The organism is Schumannella luteola (genome assembly GCF_013408685.1).
Taxonomy (GTDB): Bacteria; Actinomycetota; Actinomycetes; order Actinomycetales; family Microbacteriaceae; genus Schumannella; species Schumannella luteola.
Genome location: NZ_JACBZY010000001.1, coordinates 3080259 through 3097199, shown reverse-complemented (window position 1 = coordinate 3097199; position 16941 = coordinate 3080259). Strand labels below are relative to the sequence as shown.

At 73.4% G+C, this 16941-nt stretch carries 15 protein-coding genes; 7 read left to right on the top strand and 8 right to left on the bottom strand.

All coding sequences use genetic code 11. The annotated features are described in order from the left end of the window. Positions 1–11: 11 nt before the first annotated feature. Positions 12–1100 carry a M4 family metallopeptidase gene (locus tag BJ979_RS14070; protein ID WP_179568811.1) on the bottom strand — a complete coding sequence of 363 codons (1089 nt, stop codon included), beginning with the start codon at positions 1098–1100 and terminating at the stop codon, positions 12–14. A gap of 120 nt (positions 1101–1220) precedes the next feature. On the opposite strand from BJ979_RS14070, the gene BJ979_RS14065 reads away from it, so the two are divergent. Beyond that, a complete protein-coding gene (locus BJ979_RS14065; RefSeq protein WP_179568809.1) occupies positions 1221–1700 on the top strand; it encodes an NUDIX domain-containing protein in 480 nt (159 codons plus the stop codon). A 15-nt stretch (positions 1701–1715) separates the two neighbouring features. Here BJ979_RS14065 and BJ979_RS14060 read toward each other — a convergent pair whose 3' ends face one another. From BJ979_RS14060 to BJ979_RS14030, 7 genes are all read right to left on the bottom strand, one after another. After that, positions 1716–2186, bottom strand: a complete 471-nt coding sequence (locus BJ979_RS14060) for a hypothetical protein (RefSeq protein ID WP_179568807.1) — start codon at positions 2184–2186, stop codon at positions 1716–1718. A 154-nt stretch (positions 2187–2340) separates the two neighbouring features. Then, positions 2341–3099 (bottom strand): CDP-alcohol phosphatidyltransferase family protein, encoded by a 759-nt coding sequence (locus tag BJ979_RS14055; RefSeq protein ID WP_343046715.1) that lies wholly within the window; start codon positions 3097–3099, stop codon positions 2341–2343. Beyond that, positions 3096–6551, bottom strand: a complete 3456-nt coding sequence (locus tag BJ979_RS14050) for a fibrinogen-like YCDxxxxGGGW domain-containing protein (RefSeq protein ID WP_179568805.1) — start codon at positions 6549–6551, stop codon at positions 3096–3098. The genes BJ979_RS14055 and BJ979_RS14050 overlap by 4 nt, the downstream gene beginning before the upstream one ends. Before the next feature lie 11 nt (positions 6552–6562). Further along, on the bottom strand, positions 6563–7237 hold the full coding sequence (locus BJ979_RS14045) for a hypothetical protein (RefSeq protein WP_179568803.1): 675 nt from the start codon (positions 7235–7237) through the stop codon (positions 6563–6565). 268 nt (positions 7238–7505) lie between these two features. Next, complete coding sequence (locus tag BJ979_RS14040; RefSeq protein ID WP_179568801.1) at positions 7506–9038, bottom strand: oligosaccharide flippase family protein; 1533 nt, start codon at positions 9036–9038, stop codon at positions 7506–7508. Beyond that, positions 9035–9808 carry a WecB/TagA/CpsF family glycosyltransferase gene (locus tag BJ979_RS14035; protein WP_179568799.1) on the bottom strand — a complete coding sequence of 258 codons (774 nt, stop codon included), beginning with the start codon at positions 9806–9808 and terminating at the stop codon, positions 9035–9037. Before BJ979_RS14035 ends, BJ979_RS14040 begins: the two co-directional genes overlap by 4 nt. Continuing rightward, a complete protein-coding gene (locus BJ979_RS14030) occupies positions 9805–11664 on the bottom strand; it encodes a hypothetical protein (protein ID WP_179568797.1) in 1860 nt (619 codons plus the stop codon). Before BJ979_RS14030 ends, BJ979_RS14035 begins: the two co-directional genes overlap by 4 nt. Positions 11665–11816: 152 nt before the next feature. Between BJ979_RS14030 and BJ979_RS14025 the strand changes: the two genes are divergently transcribed. From BJ979_RS14025 to ftsR, 6 genes are read left to right on the top strand one after another with little or no spacing between them, the layout of a single operon-like run. Continuing rightward, on the top strand, positions 11817–13148 hold the full coding sequence (locus BJ979_RS14025) for an O-antigen ligase family protein (protein WP_179568795.1): 1332 nt from the start codon (positions 11817–11819) through the stop codon (positions 13146–13148). Beyond that, the gene (locus BJ979_RS14020) at positions 13145–14116 is read left to right on the top strand and encodes a glycosyltransferase family 2 protein (RefSeq protein WP_179568793.1); all 972 of its coding nucleotides are present in this window, start codon (positions 13145–13147) and stop codon (positions 14114–14116) included. Before BJ979_RS14025 ends, BJ979_RS14020 begins: the two co-directional genes overlap by 4 nt. A 34-nt stretch (positions 14117–14150) precedes the next feature. After that, on the top strand, positions 14151–15083 hold the full coding sequence (locus BJ979_RS14015) for a glycosyltransferase family 2 protein (protein ID WP_179568791.1): 933 nt from the start codon (positions 14151–14153) through the stop codon (positions 15081–15083). A gap of 31 nt (positions 15084–15114) precedes the next feature. Beyond that, positions 15115–15708, top strand: coding sequence for a CDP-alcohol phosphatidyltransferase family protein (locus BJ979_RS14010; protein WP_343046714.1), 594 nt, complete (start codon positions 15115–15117; stop codon positions 15706–15708). Between the two features lie 15 nt (positions 15709–15723). Beyond that, positions 15724–16212 carry an FHA domain-containing protein gene (locus tag BJ979_RS14005; RefSeq protein WP_179568787.1) on the top strand — a complete coding sequence of 163 codons (489 nt, stop codon included), beginning with the start codon at positions 15724–15726 and terminating at the stop codon, positions 16210–16212. After that, positions 16212–16913 (top strand): transcriptional regulator FtsR, encoded by a 702-nt coding sequence (gene ftsR / locus BJ979_RS14000; RefSeq protein WP_179568785.1) that lies wholly within the window; start codon positions 16212–16214, stop codon positions 16911–16913. The genes BJ979_RS14005 and ftsR overlap by 1 nt, the downstream gene beginning before the upstream one ends. Positions 16914–16941: the final 28 nt, after the last annotated feature.

Sequence of the window (16941 nt, the reverse complement as noted above, 5' to 3'; positions counted from 1 at the left end):
CGGCGCCGGGCTCAGAGCCCCGCGGGCTTCCCGCCTGCGTCATCGGTCGTCACTCCCACTCCCGCCCAGCCGGCGCGCACCGCGTCGACCTCGGGCGATGACTCACCGTACCTCGCCGTCGCCGCGCTCACCGTGGCCGCGGCGAAGCGGGCGAAGTCGGCATCCTTCGGCACCCGGTCGCGGGCGCCCTTCGCGGCGAGCGTGTCGAACCAGATCTGGCCCGCGCGCTCCCAGGCGTGCCCGCCGAGCTTCTCGGCCACGAGATAGAACGCGCGGTTCGGGATGCCGGAGTTGATGTGCACCCCGCCGTTGTCCTCCTGCGTGTCGACGTAGTCGTCCATGTGGCCGGGCTGCGGATCCGTGCCGAGCACGTCGTCGTCGTAGGCGGTTCCGGGGGCCTTCATCGACCGCAGCGCCGCTCCCTCCACCTCGGGCGTGAACAGGCCCTCGCCGATCAGCCAGCTCGCCTCGGCGGCGGTCTGGCCCTTGCCGTGCTGCTCGACGAGCGCGCCGAAGACGTCGGAGATCGACTCATTGAGCGCGCCCGCCTGCCCCTGGTACTCCAGACCCAGCGTCGCCTCGGTCACGCCGTGCGTCAGCTCGTGGCCGATCACCGAGACCGAGGCGGTGAAGCGCCCGAAGACCTCGCCGTCGCCGTCGCCGAACACCATCCGCTCGCCGTTCCAGAAGGCGTTGTCGTAGTTCTCGCCGTAGTGCACGCTCGCGTCGAGCGGCAGGCCCGCGCCGTCGATCGAGTTGCGGCGGAACACCTGCGAGAACAGGTCGAAGGTCGCGCCGAGACCGTCGTAGGCCTCGTCGACGGCGGTGTCGCCGCTCGCCTCGTCACCCTCCTTGCGCACGACCGTGCCCGGCAGCTCTTCCGAGCCCTTCGCATCCGCGATCGTGCGATTCGGCTGATCGGTCAGCTCGGCGACGAGGTCGTCGCCGTCGACGCTGAAGGTGATGGCCGCGCGGCGGCGGCCCGAGGTGTCGGTGAGCGCGAGGGTGCGACGGGCGGCGCGCGGGGCGACCGCGAGGCGCTCGCTCTCGGCTTCGGCGATGCGGCTGAGCAGGAACGGGGGGACGATTCCGGTGACCATGCCCTCACGGTAGGTGCACCCTCCGACGTCGTCACGGGTGCGCGGCGTGTCGATCCGCCGGTATGACGCGTGCCGTCACACGACCCGGCGGCTCTCGCCCGCGACCCCTAGGCTGACGCCATGACGCGCGCGACCCACGATTCCTCGGCGCGGCGACCGCGCGGCCCCGAGGACGTCTGGGTCGAGGGACCGCAGGGACGCTTCTGGGGCTCCTTCGGCGCGGCCGGTCTGCTCGTGCGCAGCGCGGATGCCGTGCTGCTGCAGCTGCGGGCGGAGTGGAGTCACTTCGGCGGCACCTGGGGCATCCCGGGCGGCGCCCGCAAGGCCGGCGAGACCGCCGAGCAGGCGGCGCTGCGTGAGGCCGACGAAGAGGCGGGTGTGCCGCCCGAGCGGGTCGTCGTCTCTGGCGAGCTCGTCTTCGACCTCGGCTACTGGTCGTACACGACCGTGCTCGGCGAGGTCACCGAGCGCTTCGAGCCGATCCTCGGCGACGCCGAGAGCACGCGCCTGGACTGGGTCGCGATCGGCGAGGTGGATGCGCTGCCGCTGCACCCCTCCTTCGCCGCGAGCTGGCCGGAGCTGCGGTCGCGACTGAGTTGATCGCGACCCGGCGGATCAGGCGGGCTGACCCTCGAGCTGCGCGGCCTCCTCGGCCAGCGAGGCCTTCCACGCGACGAGTCGCCGCACGGTGTCGTCCTCGTCGTCGGCGAGCTTCTGCATGACGTCGTCGGGCACGAAGTAGTTCACGGCGACCCAGCCGCGCACGGTGGCCGACTCGTCGTCGGCGAGGTCGCGCAGCACGTCGCACGGAGTGGTCTCGTTGCGGGCGAGCACAGCGCGCACGCTCGCGTCGGGGTCCTGCTTGAGCTTCTCGATCACGTCGGCGGGGGTGTGATAGCTCGAGGCGACGCTCTCGCGGATCTTGCCGACCGGGCTCTCGGCGAGCACGCGCAGTCGACGGATCTTGCTCTCGGTGACCGGGGGAGCGGGGTGCTCGTTCGCGATCTCCTCGGCGGTCTTCATGCTCGGCGCCATCCGGGCGAGCTGGGCGCGCTGGGCCGGGGTGTTGAAGCGGATGCACGACATGCCCGTCACCCTACGCGCGCTGTGGCGCGAGCCGCCGGAGCGCGCCGCGGATGACACACGATGTCGGCGCGTCGCCCGCGATCCGCGTCGACCGGCTCCGGGCCCCGGCGTGTCGCGGCACCGCGCCCGCGCGACCCGCCGCCCCGCGACGCCGTCAGCTCGACAGGGCCCGCAGGCGCCGGTGCTTGCGGGCCATCGAGGCGACCGCATGCACCAGGTTCACGGCGAAGAGCAGCCCGTATCCGATCAGGAACGCGGGCGTCCACGCCCAGAGCGCGAAGACCCAGCAGAGCGCGCCCATGTCGGTGGGCAGCAGCGCGAGCGAGCGCAGCGCGCCGCCGCCGCGCGGGATGCCGGCATCCGAACCGAGTCCGCGGGCGAGCTGCTCGGCGAGGATCTGGCTCATGAACTGGCCGACGGCGAGCACCGTGTAGGCGATCGGCAGCCAGAGCCAGCCGGCGCCGACGTCGCCGTGCCGCCAGAGCGCGACGAGCACGGCCAGGTGGATCGCGGGGGTGCGGATCGCATCCACGACGTGGTCGAGCCATTCGCCGGCCGGCCCGCCGGTGCGGGAGAGCCGCGCGAGCTGACCGTCGGCCGAGTCGAACACGTAGCCCAGGGCGAGCAGCAGCGCGGCGACGAGTCCGCTCCAGAGGGTGATGGGCGCGAGGATCAGCACGGCGAGCCCGGCGGCGGAGAGCACCGCCGAGGCGACCGTCACCGCATCCGCGCTCGCCCCGATCACGTAGCCGAGGGCGGCGACGAGCCGAGCCGCCCGGCGGTTGACCCATCGGGTGTAGGCGGGCACGCCGCCTCCGGGTTTCTGCGCCGAGTCGAGGGCGGCGAGCGCCTCGCCGAGGCTGCGTGCCGGGACCGGCGTCGGGCCCGGCACGATCGTGATGGGCGCCGTCACTTCACGACCACTCCCAGGTCGAAGCTCACGCTCGGCGACGAGCGGTAGTTCGACACCACCTGCACGGCGATCGTGTTGCGTCCGCTCACCACCAGGTTCGCCGGCACGTCGAACACGACCGGGCTCGCGACGGCCGCGGCGGTCGACGGAGCGCTGTTCGCGTAGGTGTTGTGGCCGATCGTGCCGGGGATGAGGTTCGAGCGCCCGATCTCGGTGCCGTTGAGGAACACGATGATGCCGTCGTCGGCGCGGGTGGTCACCGTGAGCCCGTTCGGCACGGATGCTCCCGCCGCGAGGTCGAAGCCTCCCCGGAAGTACAGCGAGCTCGGCTTCGGCGTCGCGGTCGCCGTCACGGTCGTGGCGATGGATGCGCTGCCCCAGCCGACCGGGGCGGCTCCGGTCGCCCAGCTCCCTGCGTCGAAGGCCGCGGTGCGCCAGTCGGCGGCCGGGGCGTCCACGGGGTAGCTGTACGACCAGCTCGATCCGGGGGCGAGCAGCGTCGTGCCGGCCGGGAGCGCTCCGCCGGCGCCCGGGTCGGTCGGGGCGCCCGGGTCGACCGGATCCTCGGGGTCGGGCACGTCGACCGGCGTCGTGCCGCCGGTGCTCGCCGTGGCGGTGAGCTCGAAGCTCGTGTTCGGCGTCGAGCGGTAGTTCGCGTGCACCTCCGCGGAGATCACGTTGCGGCCGTTGACGAAGGCGCTCGCCGGCACGGTCACCGTCACCGGTGCGGCGACCGCGGCCGCCGTCGACGGCGCGGCGTTCGCGTAGGTGCCGACCGTCACCGCGCCCGCGTCGATGTTCTTGCGAGCCACCTCGGTGCCGTTGACGTAGACCACGATCCCGTCATCCGCGCGGGTCGTCAGCGTCACCGACCCGAGACCGGCGGTGCTGATGTCGACCGCCTTGCGGTAGTAGGCCGTGAGCGGCTTCGGGGTGACCGTCGAGGTCACGGTCGTCGCGATCGCCGAGGTGCCCCAGCCGAGCGGCGCGGCGCCGCTCGACCAGCCGGCCGCGTCGAAGCCCGCGGTGTTCCAGCCGGCGGGAGCCGCTTCGCCGTCGTACTTGTACGACCAGGTGGATCCGGCGGTGATCAGGTTGGGATTGCCCACCGGGTCGACCGGTGGCGGCGTCGACCCGATCCTCGCGGCCGGTGTGCTGGCCGAGATGTTGCCGGCAGCGTCGGCGGCGCGCACGAAGTACTTCGTCGCGGCGGGGGCGTCGGGCAGCGTGATCGTGTTCGTCGTGGTGGTGGCCACGACGCGGTCGTTGCGCAGCACCTGGTAGGTCACCGCGCCCGAGGCGTCGGCCGATCCGCCCCAGCTCAGCGCGACCTGACTGCCGGCCGAGGTCACCGAGAGGCTCGTCGGCGTCGTCGGGGCCGTGCTGTCGCGCAGCGGGAAGCGCACGAAGCCGCCCGACCACTGCCGCTTCGTCGGCGCCGTCTCCGAGTAGGTGTAGTCGCCGCCCGCCCACAGCGTGCCGGTCGAGTCGACGAACAGCGCCCAGCCGCCGGCGCCCTCCGCCTGGTTGACGCTCGGGTTGAAGGCGTCGAGGTAGCGGCCCGTGGCCGCATCCCAGGCGCCGACCGAGTTGATCTTCTCGGCCTTGTACCAGCTCTGGCCGATGTTCGGCCAGGTCTTGCTGCCCATGTACTGCGTCTGGAAGCAGTGGCAGCTGCCGTAGATGACCTTGCCGTCCGTGGCGGCCGCCTGGAAGTCGCCGCCGGCATTGCCGACGGTGGAGGAGATCAGCTTCAGGTCGGCTCGGCCGTAGCTGAAGAAGGAGTGCTCGGAGCCGCCGAGCCAGACGGTGTCGCCGACCTCCTTCACGGCCTGCTGGTAGTGCTTGGTGTCGGAGAAGACCGTCGACCACGGCACGACCGCGGCGCCGCTCGTGGTGAGCGCGGCGGCGGAGTCGGTGGCGGTGCCCTTCGACGCGGTGAAGAAGCCGGCCAGGTAGACCCGGTCACCGCGCGCCGAGGCGTCGAGCGACATGACCCGCCCGTTCAGCTCGGGGTTCCAGCTGCCGTCCGGAGTGCCGTTCGCGACGGAGAGTCGCGCGGCGCCCTTCGTGTACCACTCGGTCGAGGTGCTGCCGCCGGTCGAGTGCGTGAAGATGCCGCCGACGTAGAGCCAGCCGTCCTGGACGTCGAGCGAACGCACGAAGGCGTTGTTGTTGGTGCGGTCGATGATGCGGCCGGTCCAGTCGTTCGAGGTCGCGCCGGTCGTCGGGTCGAGCACGACCAGTCCGGCCTTCGGCTGGCCGTTGACCTGGGTGAAGTAGCCGCCGACGGCGATACGGCCGTCCGGCAGGGCCGCGAGCGCCTTCACCTGGTTGTTGAACACCGGGCGGAACGCGGTCTTGAGCTCGCCGGTCGCCCGGTCGAAGGCGGCGAGGTACGGCTGCGCGACAGCGCTGCCGCCCGCGGCGGTCTTCTGCACCGTCGTGAAGTTGCCGCCGACGTAGACGACGCCGTTGGCCTCGGTGAAGGCGCCGCCCTGCACGCTGCCCTCGATCGACGACGGGCCGGCGCCCTTGCCCGCGATGCCCCAGTTGGTCGGCAGCGCGAAGCTCGAGGCCACGGCCGTGACGGTGGAGGCGGGCGAGCCGGCGTCGGGGATCGCGGTGAACAGGGTCGAGCTGGTCGTCTTCGGCCGCAGGAACACCTGGGTGAAGCCGCGGGCGTAGCCGCTGTTCGCGTCCTTCGACCACATCCAGCTCGACGCGGCGTTGCTGCCCTTCGTGTCGGCGCCATAGCCGAAGCCGTCGCTCCAGCCCTGCGTCGAGCCGGTCGAGGTGTCGACCCGGTTCTGACCGCCGCCCGAGCCGAAACCGCTCGTGTTGCCGCCCGTGCCGCTCGCGTTGCCGACCTTCCAGGTCTTCACCCGCTGCTGGTTGTTGAACATCCACGACCAGTCGTCGCGCGGCGAGCTGAAGGTGAACCGCACCTCCTGGAAGTTCGACCCGGCGACGTCCAGCGCTCGCCGCAGTCGCACGCCGTCCGTGAGCTCGCTGACCTTCTGCCCGCCGAGCAGCGCCTCGACCGTGCGCGACGGCAGCTGGCGCGCGTCGAACGCGGCCTGCCCGGTGATCGGATCGCGCACCTGATCGGCGGTGCCGCGGCCCTCGTCGGTGGTGGAGAAGTTCTCGCGTCCGCGAGCGATGAGCACCCATCCGCCGCCGTCGGTCGTCTGATCGCAGTAGAAGCGATCCGCCGCTCCGAGCTGGGGAGTCCAGAGCCAGTAGACGCCGCTCGCGGACGAGGGATCGCGCTGCTTGATCTCCCAGCAGGAGGCGGCGGCGGTCAGCTCGCTCTTGCCGTCCGGGTTCGGCAGCGGCGCCTCGGCCAGGGCGGGCAGCGGTGCGAGAGCGCCGGCAGCCAGGGCGCCGCCCATCAGGGCGATGAGCGCGCGGCGCAGGTGACGGCGAGCGGGGGTGGGGGTGTGCGACATGTCGGGTCCGCCTAGCACTGGGGGTCGTCGGGGTAGGAGCGGTCGGCGACCAGCCAGCGGCCGCTCGCGTCGATCAGGGTGAAGTCGCTCAGCGAGCGGGGCACGACCGTGGGGTCGCTGGGCAGCGGGGCGCCCTCGGAGTCGTAGGTCGTCACGCCGCTGCTGTCGATGCAGGCGCGCACGACCATCTGCGCCGGGGTCGCGGCCGGGTCGGTGCTGAGCACCGAGGCGGACACGATCTTCGGCGTGCCGGTGCGCGTCCAGCCGAAGGCGGCGAGCTCCTGCTGGTCGTTGGCGATCTCGGCCAGCAGCGCTCCGGTCGCGACGTCGTCGACGCGGGCGGTGCCGGTGCTCGGGTCGCTCGAGGCCTCGGCGCCCGCCGCGAGCAGCCCGCCGAGCACGGCGGCCGGATCGGGGGAGGTGGCCGCGCCGGCGCTCGCCCCGGGGGAGGGCGATGCCGAGGGGGAGGCGGGGCCGGACGGGCCCGCGCCGGCGCGGCTGGTCGACGAGCTGGTGGGGCCGCCGGCGGGAGCCAGGGCGGCGATGCCGGCCACGGCGAGCGCGAGAGCGGCGGCTCCGGTCACGATCGAGAGCACGATCGTGCGGACGCGGCGGCGCGGTGCTCGCGGCACGGCGGGCGCGGGAGCCGGTTCGGGGTCGACCGGCGGCGTCGGGTCTTCGGACATGGTGCTCCATGCCTCGACGACAGGCGCCGTCGCCAGGGCGGGGCGACGGAAGAGCGGGATGTCGGGGGAGGCTTCCTGCGGTTCGGGGAGATGCAGTGTGCGACGGGGCGACGTGGAGCTCGTCGGCACCCGTGGTTGTGGGGGTGGCCGGATGCTAGCACGCGAGATCCGCTCGGCAACAGACCGCATCGAGCCGGTCAGGGGGAGCCCGGAGAGGGCGCGTCAGCGGGCTTCGCCGAGGCCGCTGCCGCGCGATCCCGGTGCGCGGTCAGCTCCGACGTCGGAACGCCGCCGTCAGCTCGTCGAGGTGGTGCCGGCGGCCGTCGAGCCGGGCCCACACGAGCAGCGCGGCACCGCCGACGCCGATGCTCAGCAGCAGCGCCGGCAGCGTGGCTCCGAGCGCCCAGCGCAGCAGCAGCGCGGGTGCGCCGACGAGCACCAGCGGCACCAGCAGCGCGCCGAGCACGTGGCCGAGCGCGGGGCGGATGCCGAGCAGCAGCCGCACCTGCACGCCGGCGAGCACCGCATCGAGCAGCATCGCGCCGGCCCACGCGGCGGCGGCCCCGGTGATGCCGAAGACGGGCACGAGCAGCAGGTTCGCGGTCACGTTGAGCGCGAGCACGATCGCCTTGTTCGCGGCGGCCCACCCGCTGCGGCCGCTCATGAGCAGCAGCGAGTGCACGTTGCCGGCGAGGAACGTCACGATCGCCCCGGCGCAGAGGATCATCAGCGCCGTCGCGCCGTCGCCGAAGCCCTCGCCGAACCAGGTCAGCACGAGCGGCGCGAAGACGGCGAGCAGCAGGTAGATCGGGGCGCTGAAGAGCACGAGCCAGGAGGCGGCGGTGCGGTAGAGCGCCTCGGTCTCACTGCGGCGTCCGGCGTGCAGCAGCGCGCTGAAGCGGGGCGCGACGACGACACGCAGCGCGGTGTCGATGATGAGCCCGGCGGCGATCAGCCGGCTGGCGGCGCCGTAGTCGCCCGCGGCCGCCGACCCGGCGAGGGCGCCCACGATGATCACGTCGAGCCAGAGCAGGCCCTGCTCGAGCACGGCCGAGAGGGTGCGCGGCAGCGCATAGCCGAGGCTCTGGCGGGTGAGCCCGCGATCGGGGATCCAGGATGCGCGACGCGGGCGACCGGCCCCGGAACCGGGCGGCGGCGCCGACGCGCGCACGCGGCGCAGCAGAACCACGACCGCGATGACGGCGAGCGGGATGAGCGGCAGGGCCCAGGCCAGCCCGAGGGCGAGCGGGGTCGCGACCAGCAGCGCGGCGGCCAGCAGCGCGAGCACGCGCGTGGACGGCAGCACGACGCTGCCGATGAGCACGTATCCGCGCAGGCCGCCGAGCCCGCGCAGCGCCGCGAGCGCGACGAGCATCACGCAGCCGGCGGGCAGCACCGCGGCGGCCGACCTCAGCAGGTCCGGGTCGATCCCCGTCGCGAGCTGCGGCAGTGCGAGCGCGACGACGAGCGCGGCCGCGCCCCCGCCGAGCAGCGCGACGCCGAGCTGCAGCGTCACGGCGGGGCGGATGCGCTGCGGCGCCTCGCCGAGCCGCGGCAGCAGCCAGACGCCGACCGAGTCCATGCCGAGCCGGCCGAAGCTCAGCGCGATCGTGATCACGGCGATGAGCTGCAGCACCTGCCCGGCGCCGGCGTCGCCGAGCGAGCGCGTGATCACGACCGTCGCGGCGAAGCCGAGCAGGGCGCTGAGCGCCGAGCCGAGGAAGCTCAGTCCGCCGCCTCGCGCCAGCCGCCGCCGATCGGCGGCGCTGTCGTCGGCCGCGGCGGTCGCCGGCGCGGTCACGGGGCGCCTCGCCCCCGACCGCGTTCTCGCAGCAGCTGCCGAGCGAGTCGCAGCACGAACGCGGGGTTGCCGAGAACGTAGCGCCGGGCGAGTCGGCGCGGCTCGATGAGCAGGCGCCAGAGCCATTCGAGGCCGGCCCGGATCATCCACGCCGGGGCGCGCCGGTGCGAGCCCGCGAGCCAGTCGAACAGGCCGCCGCAGCTGAGCACGGCCGGCGCGGTCAGCGCGTGACGGTTCGCGGCGATCCAGTCCTGCTGGGCGGGATCGCCGAGGCCGACGAGCAGGATGCCGGGGCGGAACGCCGCGATCCGCTCGAGCAGCTCCGAGGTGTGCTCGGGCGGCAGATAGCCGTGCTGCTCGGCCACCTCGAGACCGGGGTTCTCGCGACGCAGCCGCCCGGCGGCCTGCGCCGCGACGCCGGGACGCCCGCCGAACAGGAACACGCGCACCCCGGCGGCCGCGGCGCGCGCGGCGAGCGGATGCACCACGTCGGTCGTGGCGAGACGCTCCGGCACGGGATGCCCCAGCAGTCGCGCGGCCGCGACGACCGACTGCCCGTCGGCATAGCAGAGGTCAGCCGCCTCGAGTCGTGCGCGCAGAGCGCCATCCCGAGCCGCGAGGTTGCACACGTGCGCGTTCACGCCGACGGCGACATGCACACCGCCGTCGCGCAGCCAGTCGTCGATCCGGTCGAGCAGCTGCTGCTCGGTCACGGCGTCGACGGGGACGCCGACGATCCGGCGCCGGCGCGGGACGGTCGACGCGCTCACGCGGGGAGGACGGCGTCGCGGACGCGGTTCGACCCTGTCGACGTCGATGAGTCCGGCGTCTCGGAATCGTCGTCGACGTCCGGTGCGGAGCGGCCGACCGCGCCGCCGCGGCTCGCGCGCGTCGCGCTGTCCGGCAGCTCGGCGGCGGGATCCGCCGTGGTCGAAGCCGGTCCGTCCGCGGCGACGTCACTCGCCGCGGCGCTGTCCGCCGCTGCGCCGCGTCGCCGCGACGCCGGCCGCGAGGGCGACTTGGCGCGCGGCGGCTCGGTACGACGCACGATGCGCGGCTCCTCGGGCGCCGGCGGCTCGTCGGCCGACGCGGGCTCGAGTCGGCGCCGGCCCGAGATCAGCACCGAGCCGAGCAGCTCGGTGCCCAGGCTCTCGAAGCCCTCCGCGTCGCGGGCGAGAACGGCGCGGGAGGTGCTGCCGAGCGCGGCGACGCCGAGCACGGCTCCGGTGAGCCGCGCCGCGGCGAGTCGACTGGCCTGCGGCGCGGCGGACGGCAGGGCGAGCAGCACGAGCTCGGCGTCGCGGTGACGGGCGATGTCGGCGACGACCGCCCGGGTCAGCAGCGCATCCGGATCGGCGAGCCCGCCGCGGTGCTCGACGACGATCAGCCGCAGCTCGCCGAGCTCCTGCGGCGACCAGACGCTGATCTCGTCGCCTCGGCTCAGCAGCCGCAGGCCGAGCGCGGAGCGCAGCCGTTCGAGCGTGGTCTCGTCGATCCCGGGCAGCAGCAGCCGCACGGGCGCTCCGCTCTGCCCGATCGCGACGGCGAGGTGGATGGCGACCTCGCCCGCGAGCTCGGCGGGGCCGTCGTCGACGATGGCGATCGCCCCGGTCGTGCCGCCGAGACGCGCGAGCAGCCGTTCGCGCACGGTGCGCAGCAGTTCGGCGTCGCCGGGACCGGCGGGCAGGCTGCCGATCCGGCCGGGCAGCTGGGTCAGCACCGGGGCGCCGGTGAAGCGCTCGACATCGTCGGCGCTGCGCACCCGTCGATCGAGCAGGTTGGCGACCACGGCGGCGGTCAACCCGATCACGAGACCGGCGAGCAGTCCGCTCGCGAGCACGAGCGGGCGGTTCGGGGCGGAGGCGATCGGGTTGCTCGAGGCGGAGCTCAGCACCGATCCGCCGGAGGCGTCGATCAGCTGCAGCGAGTTGCGCTGACTGAGCAGGCTGTCGACCTCGATCGTGATGAGCTGCCGGTCGCTCTGCGCCTGGTTCGCGGCGCTGCTTCCTGGCTCGGCCGCGGCGGCGCGCGCATCCACATCGGTGAGCGAGTCGCGCAGCTCGTCGAGGCGTGCATCGACCTGGTCGACGACCGCGCGACGACGCTCGACCGCCTGGTCGCCGCGGTAGTCCAGGTAGGCGGCGGCGATCGCGTCGGCGCGTTCGCGGGCCGTGGTCTCGTCGGATGCCGTGTAGCTGATGCGCATGACGGTGGCCTGCGCGACCAGCTCGGCGGTCAGGCCGTCGCGCAGCTCCTCCGGCGGAACGCCCCCGAGCCGCTTCGAGGCGGCGTCGGCGACGGCGTAGGAGCGCGCGATCTGCACCTCGGTCGGCCCGTCGAGCAGACCCGCGGCCGAGCGCTGCGCGTTGAACGGATCGGTCGAGATGACGTTGAGGTTGAGGTCGGTGCGCGCGGTCTCCTGCGAGCCGAGCACGAGCAGCCCGGCGCCGGAGAGCAGCAGCCCGGCGAGGGCCACCGCGACGACGAGGCGCCAGCGGCGCAAGGCCGCGCGCAGGTAGTCGCCGAGCAGGGGCGGCGGTGGTTCGACCGGCTCGACGCGCGCTGAGGCGGTCGGGTGCGGGGTCGGCGCGAGGCCGGGTCGGGCGGGGGCAGGGGAGACGGGCACGGGGTCCTCCATCACGGCCGGGGCGGGTGCCGACGGGGGAATCGGGGTGGAGCCGGATCGCGTCCCGCTGGGCGACGGGAGCACGTGAGGTGGCGACAGCATAGACCCGCCGAGGCTTGCGGCAGAAGCAGATGCGAGGGATTCTTAGCCGCATGGCGTCCCCCCGAGCGCTGCAGCACGACCGCGTCTCCGCACCCCGACGGAGTGCGCGCGAAGCCGTGCGCGCACTCATGCCGGATTCGGCATATGCCCGCGCGCTGCGCCGGGGGATGCGTCCGGATCTGCCGCGCTGGCCCTTCGCCGCGATCTTCGTCGGCTACCCGCTGTGGTGGGTTCTGGGCATCGGCGACCTGGTGTTCCCGCTCGCCGCCGTCGTCATGGCGGCGCTGCTGCTGCGTCGCGGGCGCGTAGAGGTGCCGCGCGGCTTCGGGCTGTGGCTGGTCTTCCTGGTGTGGATGGCGGCCTCGGTGATCGGCATCGACTCCGGCGGCCGGCTGATCGGCTTCGTCTACCGCGCGCTCCTCTATCTGGCCGTCACGGTCGTCTTCCTCTACGTCTACAACGCCCGGGCGAGCTTCGGCCGCCGCTACGTCGCCGGCGTGCTGACGGCGTTCTGGGGCATCACGGTGATCGGGGGCTGGCTCGGTGTGCTCGTTCCCCTGCTCTCGATCACGACCCCGCTCGCGGCGATCATCCCCGACTCCCTGCAGTCGAACGAGCTGGTGCGCGAGATGGTCATCCGCCGGGTGACGCAGTGGGATCCGACGTCGGCGCTGCAGCTCGATCCGCGCCCGAGCGCGCCCTTCCTCTATACGAACGGCTGGGGCAACGTCTACTCGATGCTGACGCCGGTCGCGATCGCCTACCTCGTGTCGGTGCGGGGCACCCGGCGCTTCTGGCTGGTGCTCGTGCTGATCCCGCTCTCGCTCGTGCCGGCGTTCCTCACCCTCAACCGCGGCATGTTCCTCGGTCTCGGCGTGGCGGCGCTCTACATCGCGGTGCGCGCGGCGCTGCGGCGCGACGGCCGGCTGCTCGCGGGTCTCGCCGGTCTGGCCGTGCTGGTCGGCGCCGCCGTTCTGGTGCTGCCCGTGCAGGAGCGTCTGACCGAGCGGCTGGACACGAGCAGCACGACCGTCGACCGCGCGAACCTCTACCTCGAGACGGTCGAGCGCACCCTCGAGTCCCCGGTGTTCGGCTACGGCGCCCCGCGCCCCTCGGAGACCGACGGGGCGCCCTCGGTCGGCACCCAGGGTCAGATCTGGAATGTCATGTTCTCGCACGGTCTGCCCGCCGCCGCGCTCTTCCTGGCGTGGCTGGTCTTCCTCGTCTGGCGCACCCGGCACGCGCGCGGCGCGATCGGCATCGCCGGCCACGCGATCCTGCTGGTGCTGCTGGTCGAGGTCTTCTACTACGGCGTGCTCGTGCCGGGTCTCGCCATCGGGATGATCGTGGGCGCGCTGCTGATCAGACGGGAGTCGACATGACGGATTCCGAGACGGGCGCCGCCGTGACGGCGCCGGGAGCCCGGTCGGGAGTGAGCGTCGTGATCGCCACGCGAGGTCGACCCGAGCTGCTGCGCTCCGCGGTGCGCGCCGCGCTCGCGCAGCAGCACGACGGCGCGGTGGAGGTGATCGTCGTCTTCGACCAGACCGAGATCGACGAGCTCGGCGACGTCGAGGTGCCGGTGGGCCGCACTGTCTGCACGATCGCGAACGCGCGCACCCCGGGGCTCGCCGGCGGACGCAACACGGGCGTCGCCGCGGCCCGCCACGAGCTGATCGCCTTCTGCGACGACGACGACGAGTGGATGCCGACGCGGCTCGCCCGGCAGCTGGCCGCCTGGGGCGACGACCCGAGCGCGGTCGTGCTGGCGACGGGCATCCGCATCCGCACCGCCGAGAGCGAGATCGACCGGGTGCCGCCGCAGCGCGCCGACTTCGACGACTTCCTGCGCTCGCGCATCACCGAGATCCATCCCTCGAGCTTCCTGCTGCGGCGCGAGGATCTGGTCGGTCGCGACGATGTGGCCGGCCGCGTCGGCCCGGTCGACGAGCAGCTGCCGGCGGCCTACGGCGAGGACTACGACCTGCTGCTGCGTGCCGCCCGCGTGGGTCACGTGCGCAGCGTGCCGGAGCCGCTCGTGCTCGTGCGCTGGAACCGGGCGTCCTTCTTCTCCGAGAAGTGGGAGGGCATCGCCGCCGGACTCACCTACCTGCTGCGCAAGCATCCGGAGTTCGCCCGCGATCCGCGCGGCTCGGCTCGGGTGGAGGGGCAGATCGCCTTCGCGCACGCGGCGCTGGGGGAGCGGCCGGAGGCGCGGGCCTGGGCTCGGCGCGCGATCCGGCACGATCGACGTCAGCTGCGCGCCTGGGCGGCGATGCTCATCGCGCTGCGGCTGCTGCCGGCCGGCGCGCTCGTGCGCGCGGTGAACCGGCGCGGGCGCGGGCTGTGAGCGTCGTCGCGCGACTCGGGGGAGGGATCCCGCCGTGCCGCGGCTGAGCGTGCTCCTTCCGGTGCGCGACGGCGCCCGCACGGTCGGTGCGGCGGTGCGCTCGACGCTGCGGGCGATGCCTCGTGACTCCGAGCTGCTCGTGCTCGACGATGCGAGCGCCGATGGCACGGCGTCGATCGTCGACGGCATCGCGGATGCGCGCATCCGGCTCGTGCGCGCCGAGACCTCCTTCGGCGTCGCGCGGGGTCTGAACCATCTGCTCGAACTGGCGGACAGCGACTACGTGGCTCGCATGGACGCCGACGACCTGGTGCTGCCGGGCCGCTTCGCCCGGCAGCTGCGCGCCCTGCGCCGGCACCGTGCCGAACTGCTGTTCTCGACCGTCGTCGAGTTCTCCGAGCGGCCGCGCCGCGTGCGTCCCCCCGCTCCGCTCACGATCACCCCCGAGGCCTTCGGGCTGCACCTGCTGCTGACCAACCCGGTGTCGCATCCGACCCTGCTCGCGACGCGGGCCGTGCTCGACGACCTGGGCGGCTACGCCGCGGTGCCGGCCGAGGACTACGAGCTCTGGCTGCGTGCCGCGGCCGCCGGGCGTCGGCTCGCCCGAGACGCCGCCCCCGTGCTCGCCTATCGGATGCACCCGAGCCAGATCACCGCGTCGACCGACTGGCGGCGATCGTCGTGGCGCGATGCCGCGACGGCGGCCGCGTTTGCCGCGGTGGCGCAGCGCGAGCTCGGCCGGCCGGCGCGCCGGCTCACGGCCCTCGCGATCGACCCGGCCGTCGACGACGCCGCCTTCGACGCCGAGGTGGGCGGCTTCTCGACCGACATCGTGCGCGCCGCGACACGACTCGACCGGATGCGGTCGGCGTGGCTGCGCCGGCTGCTCGCCCAGCGTGTGCGGGCTGCCCGAGCCGCCCGCCGCAGCGCTCGCGCGGAGGCCGGACGCGGCGGGACGGATGACTAGACTCAGTGCGACAGGGGGCCAGGTGACGAGCGTGAGCACGCGGATCGTGACGATCCCGAACATCCTGAGCTTCCTCCGCCTGCTCCTGATCCCGGTCTTCCTGGTGCTGGTCATCGCAGGCGAGTACGCCTGGGCGGTCGTGACCATCGCGGTGTCGAGCCTCACCGACTTCGCCGACGGCTACATCGCGCGCCGCTTCGGCCAGGTCACGCGCCTCGGTCAGCTGCTCGATCCGCTCGCCGATCGCCTGTTCATCCTGTCGACTCTCGTGGGCATCGCGATCGCCGGCATCGTGCCGCTGTGGTTCCTCGCGATCGTCGTCGGGCGCGATGTGCTGCTGATCGGCATCGGCATCGCCCTGGCGAACGTCGGCCACGGCCCGCTGCCGGTGCATCACCTCGGCAAGATGGGCACCTTCTGCCTGCTGTTCGCCTTCCCGGTGCTCATGCTCGGCGCGGCCTTCCCCGAGGCGGCCGGCGTCACCTCGGCGGTGGGCTGGGCCGCGGCGATCTGGGGCGCGTTCCTGTACTGGTGGGCAGGTCTGCTCTACCTGCGCCAGGCCCTCGTTCTGGTGCGGGGATCGCGGGTGGCGTCACCGGCGTCGTCGGATAGGCTGGATCGCTAGAAGAGGGAGGTCGCGATGGTCGACGGACAGCAGGGAGCTCAGCCCCAGGAGAACGCGGGCGAGAGCTCTTCGGCAGCCCGCGCGGACACCACCGCCCACTTCGCCGAGGACTTCAGGGCCCAGCTGGCCGCTCTCGAGAAGGGCATCTCGCTCGACGAGCAGGAGGCCATCCAGGCGCTCCCCTCGGGCTCCGCCCTCCTCGTGGTGCGTCGCGGCCCGAACGTCGGCGCCCGGTTCCTGCTCGACGGCGACGTGACCACGGTCGGCCGCCACCCCGAGTCGGACATCTTCCTCGATGACGTGACCGTCTCGCGTCGTCACGCCGAGTTCCTGCGGGTCGGCACCTCCTTCCAGGTGCGCGACCTCGGGTCGATGAACGGCACCTACTTCGACAGCGTGCGCATCGAGCAGGCTCTGCTCACCGACGGCGCCGAGGTGCAGGTGGGCAAGTTCCGCCTCACCTTCTACGCGTCGCGTCTCGACCTCGCGGCGGCGTCGCGCTAGTGCCCGCGTCCTCCGCGTCCCCGGCTCGTCAGCCGGGGAGCTCGCCTCAACTCAGCATCGGCCAGGTGCTCGCGCGGCTCAGCCCCGAGTTCCCCGATCTCAGCCCGTCGAAGCTGCGCTTCCTCGAAGAGCGCCAGCTCGTCTCGCCGGCGCGCACGGCCTCGGGCTACCGCAAGTTCTCGCAGGCCGACGTCGATCGGCTGCGTTTCGTGCTGTCGATGCAGCGCGACCACTACCTGCCGCTCAAGGTCATCCGGGGCTACCTGGAGGAGATGGATGCGGGCCGCGAGCCCGTGCTGCCGAGCGGCGTGCCGGTGTCGGCGCCGTCGATGCTGGCGGCCGAGCGCCGGCTGAGCCGCGAGGAGCTGATCCGCGAGGCGGGCGCGACCACGCTGCTGCTGCAGGATGCGGTGAGCGCCTCGCTCATCGTCGCCGCCGACACTTACGGCGAGGATGCGCTCACCGTGCTGAAGTCGCTCGTCGAGCTGCAGCGTTCGGGCATCGAGCCCCGTCACCTGCGCGGTTTCCGCGCCGCGGCGGAGCGCGAGCTGGGGCTGATCGAGAGTGCTCTGATCCCGGTCGCGCGTCGCAAGGACGCGTCGAGCCGGGCCAAAGCGGCGGAGCTCGCGCGCGAGATCGCGGGGCAGCTCGAGGTGGTGCGCTCGAGCCTGATCCGCTCGGCGCTGTCGCGGCTGCAGTAGCGCGCAGCGGGTGTCGGGGAGAACTTTC

What these genes read in the sequence shown, in the direction of transcription:
- BJ979_RS14070 (WP_179568811.1), bottom strand. Translation starts at nt 1,100, where the DNA reads ATGGTCACCGGAATCGTCCCCCCGTTCCTGCTCAGCCGCATCGCCGAA.
- BJ979_RS14065 (WP_179568809.1), top strand. Translation starts at nt 1,221, where the DNA reads ATGACGCGCGCGACCCACGATTCCTCGGCGCGGCGACCGCGCGGCCCC.
- BJ979_RS14060 (WP_179568807.1), bottom strand. Translation starts at nt 2,186, where the DNA reads ATGTCGTGCATCCGCTTCAACACCCCGGCCCAGCGCGCCCAGCTCGCC.
- BJ979_RS14050 (WP_179568805.1), bottom strand. Translation starts at nt 6,551, where the DNA reads ATGTCGCACACCCCCACCCCCGCTCGCCGTCACCTGCGCCGCGCGCTC.
- BJ979_RS14045 (WP_179568803.1), bottom strand. Translation starts at nt 7,237, where the DNA reads ATGTCCGAAGACCCGACGCCGCCGGTCGACCCCGAACCGGCTCCCGCG.
- BJ979_RS14025 (WP_179568795.1), top strand. Translation starts at nt 11,817, where the DNA reads ATGGCGTCCCCCCGAGCGCTGCAGCACGACCGCGTCTCCGCACCCCGA.
- BJ979_RS14020 (WP_179568793.1), top strand. Translation starts at nt 13,145, where the DNA reads ATGACGGATTCCGAGACGGGCGCCGCCGTGACGGCGCCGGGAGCCCGG.
- BJ979_RS14005 (WP_179568787.1), top strand. Translation starts at nt 15,724, where the DNA reads ATGGTCGACGGACAGCAGGGAGCTCAGCCCCAGGAGAACGCGGGCGAG.